At 68.1% G+C, this 2356-nt stretch carries 1 protein-coding gene; it reads right to left on the bottom strand.

Annotated features, from left to right (window positions below; genetic code table 11):
• Positions 1 to 2297: endopeptidase La (gene lon / locus KDM41_14560; protein ID MCB1184649.1), on the bottom strand; the 2297-nt coding region annotated here is incomplete at its 3' end.
• Positions 2298 to 2356: the final 59 nt, after the last annotated feature.

The following is a 2356-nucleotide window of genomic DNA, read 5'->3' as shown; positions in this document are numbered from 1 at the left end:
TGCACCTCGAGCTGGCTGCGGGTCTCCTCGGCCAACTCGTGCCAGTCCTTTTCGTTCTCCTTGGGGATGATCAGGTGCCGCGCCCCGGCGCGCACCGCGGCCACGGCCTTCTCGGGCAGGCCGCCGATGGGCAGCACCCGACCGCGCAGGGTGATCTCGCCGGTCATGGCGACGTCGGTCCGGACCGGCACTTCGCGCAGGAGCGAGACGATGGCCGTGGCCATGGCGATGCCGGCGCTGGGGCCGTCCTTGGGGATCGCCCCCTCCGGCACGTGGATGTGGATCTGCTTCTCCTTGAACCACTTGGCCGACATGTCGCGACACAGGCCCCGCGCGTAGCTGAGGGCGGTCTCCGCCGACTCCTTCATGACGTCCTTCAGGTTGCCGGTGATCGTGATCTTGCCGCTGCCGGGGACCGAGGCCACCTCGATCTCGAGGATCTCGCCGCCGACGGTGGTCCAGGCCAGTCCCACGACGACGCCGATCTCCGGTTCGCGGTCGACGATCCGGCGCCGGAACTTGGGAATGCCCAGGTAGTCGGACACGTTTGCGGCCGTGACCGGGCCGGGGAAGCTGCCGTCGTCGGCCTTGATCTTGGCCACCTTGCGGCAGATGCCGGCGATCTCGCGTTCGAGGTTGCGCACGCCGGCCTCCCGCGTGTAGCCGTCGATGAGGGTCTGGAAGGCGCCCCGCTCGAAGCCGCCCGCCCACTTCAGGACGCCGTTGCGCCGCATCTGGCGCGGGGCCAGGAAGCGCTCGGCGATGGCCAGCTTCTCGTGCTCGAGATAGCCCGGCAGCCGGATGATCTCCATGCGGTCCTCGAGGGCCGGCGGGATCGTGTGCAGGCTGTTGGCCGTGGTGATGAACATGACGTTGCTCAGGTCGAACTCGACCTCGAGGTAGTGGTCGCTGAAGGACGAGTTCTGTTCCGGGTCGAGGACCTCGAGCAGGGCGCTGGCCGGATCGCCGCGGAAGTCGTTGCCCATCTTGTCGATCTCGTCGAGCAGGAAGACGGGGTTGCGGGTGCCCGCCTTGCGCAGGGACTCGATGATGCGACCCGGCTTGGACCCGATGTAGGTGCGCCGGTGGCCGCGGATCTCGGACTCGTCGCGCACGCCGCCGAGGCTGATGCGCACGAACTTCTTGTTCATGCTCTCGGCGATGCTGCGGCCGAGGCTCGTCTTGCCCACGCCCGGCGGGCCGACCAGGCAGAGGATCGTGCCCTGGGGCTTCTTCGTCAGCTTGTAGACCGCGAGGAACTCGAGGATGCGCTCCTTCACCTTGTCGAGGCCGAAGTGGTCGGCGTCGAGGCGCTCGCGCACCTTGCGGGTGTCGATGCGGTCGCGCGACTTCTTCTTCCAGGGCAGGGCCAGCAGCGTGTCGAGGTAGTTGCGCACGACCGTGGCCTCGGGGCTCATCGGCGACATGCGCTCGAGGCGGGCCAGCTCGCGGTGGGCCGTCTCGTGGGCCTCGTCGCTCATGGCGCTTTCCTCGATCTTCTTGTGGTACTCCTCCAGCTCGGAGTCCTCGTCGGCGGTGTAGCCGAGCTCCTTGCGGATCGCCCGCAGCTGCTCGTTCAGGTAGAACTCGCGCTGGTTGCGCTGGACCTGGGTCTGCACCTCGCCGTCGATGCGCTGCTCGATCTCCAGGATGTCCAGCTCGTTGGCCAGGATCTGGTTGATGCGCCGCAGGCGATGCTCGAGGGAGGGCTCCTCCAGGAGCTCCTGCTTCAGCGGCACCTTGCCCAGGATGTAGGCGCTGATGGAATCGGCCATGCGGCCGATCTCGTCGAGGTTCAGCACCGAGAGCAGCACCTCGTCCGGCAGGCGCTTGTTGAGCCGCACGTACTCCTTGAAACGCTCCTTGATCGAGCGGCTCAGGGCCTCGATCTCCGAGCCCTCGCTCAGGATCTCCTCGGCCGGATCCACCGACGCCTCGAGATAGCCGTCGCCCTCCGCCAGCTCGCGCACGTGGACCCGCGCCACGCCCTCGACCAGGATCTTCAGGGTGTCGTCCGGCGTGCGGATGATCTGCAGCACCTTGATGACCGTGCCGACCCGGAAGAGGTCGTCCGGCCCGGGCTCCTCGGTGTCGGGCTCCTTCTGCGCGATGACGCAGAGGTACTTGTCGCGCTCCATGGCCGCCTCGACCGCGGCCACCGAACGGGGACGCCCCACCAGCAGGGGGGTCACCATGTAGGGGAAGACCACGATGTCCCGCAGGGGCAGCAGGGGCAGGTCGCCGGGCAGGAAGACGTCGATGTCGTCGCGCGGGGTGTCTTTCTCGGTCGGGTTCATGTCGCTCCGCTCTCGGTCGCGCCCGCCTCGTTCGCGGGCCGGTTCGGCGCACGGTGGGC

This window comes from bacterium (genome assembly GCA_020440705.1).
GTDB lineage: Bacteria > Krumholzibacteriota > Krumholzibacteriia > LZORAL124-64-63 > LZORAL124-64-63 > JAGRNP01.
This window is presented reverse-complemented; position numbering and strand designations above follow the sequence as displayed.